This is a genomic window from Paenibacillus sp. Pae15 (assembly GCF_024519685.1).
GTDB classification, from domain to species: domain Bacteria; phylum Bacillota; class Bacilli; order Paenibacillales; family NBRC-103111; genus Paenibacillus_G; species Paenibacillus_G naphthalenovorans.
Genome location: NZ_JALJRM010000084.1, coordinates 1 through 676 on the forward strand (window position 1 = coordinate 1; position 676 = coordinate 676).

Annotated in this window: 5 tRNA genes; all 5 read right to left on the reverse strand. The window is 53.1% G+C overall.

Going from position 1 to position 676, the window contains the following annotated elements:
• Positions 1-68: 68 nt before the first annotated feature.
• The 5 genes from NR121_RS24975 to NR121_RS24995 all read right to left on the reverse strand — a co-directional run bounded on the left by NR121_RS24975 (position 69) and on the right by NR121_RS24995 (position 615).
• Positions 69-144, reverse strand: a tRNA-His gene (locus NR121_RS24975).
• 29 nt (positions 145-173) lie between these two features.
• Positions 174-248, reverse strand: a tRNA-Thr gene (locus tag NR121_RS24980).
• Positions 249-338: 90 nt separating this feature from the next.
• Positions 339-415, reverse strand: a tRNA-Asp gene (locus NR121_RS24985).
• 30 nt (positions 416-445) lie between these two features.
• Positions 446-522 (reverse strand) — tRNA-Met (locus tag NR121_RS24990).
• A gap of 17 nt (positions 523-539) precedes the next feature.
• Positions 540-615 (reverse strand) — tRNA-Val (locus NR121_RS24995).
• Between the last annotated feature and the right edge of the window lie 61 nt (positions 616-676).

Below are 676 nucleotides of genomic sequence, written 5' to 3' on the forward strand. Positions count from 1 at the left end.
ACCTAGGCATGACGGAGTCAAAGTCCGTTGCCTTACCGCTTGGCTAATCCCCAATGCTGATAAGATAATGGGGCGATCGAAGGGAATTGAACCCTCGAATGTCGGAGCCACAATCCGATGCGTTAGCCACTTCGCCACGACCGCCATAATCATTAAACCAGGCGAATGGGTAATGGTGCCGTCGAGAGGAGTCGAACCTCCGACCTACGCATTACGAGTGCGTTGCTCTGCCTCTGAGCTACGACGGCATAGTCTTTAAATTAAAAACGTCGGACAATCGGATAATCATCTCCGTATTATTCCGATGTTTAAATTGTGCTTCATTTAGTTGAAAATCATGGCGGAGCCGACGGGATTCGAACCCGCGGTCTCCTGCGTGACAGGCAGGCATGTTAGGCCTCTACACCACGGCTCCACATATTTTTCGAATGCTTGGCTTCGAAATTGGTTGCGGGGGCAGGATTTGAACCTGCGGCCTTCGGGTTATGAGCCCGACGAGCTACCGGGCTGCTCCACCCCGCGTCAGTATAAGTAATCTATGGTGGAGGCTGACGGGATCGAACCGCCGACCCTCTGCTTGTAAGGCAGATGCTCTCCCAGCTGAGCTAAGCCTCCATGGGATGACCCGTAGGGGATTCGAACCCCTGTTACCTCCGTGAAAGGGAGGTGTCTTAAC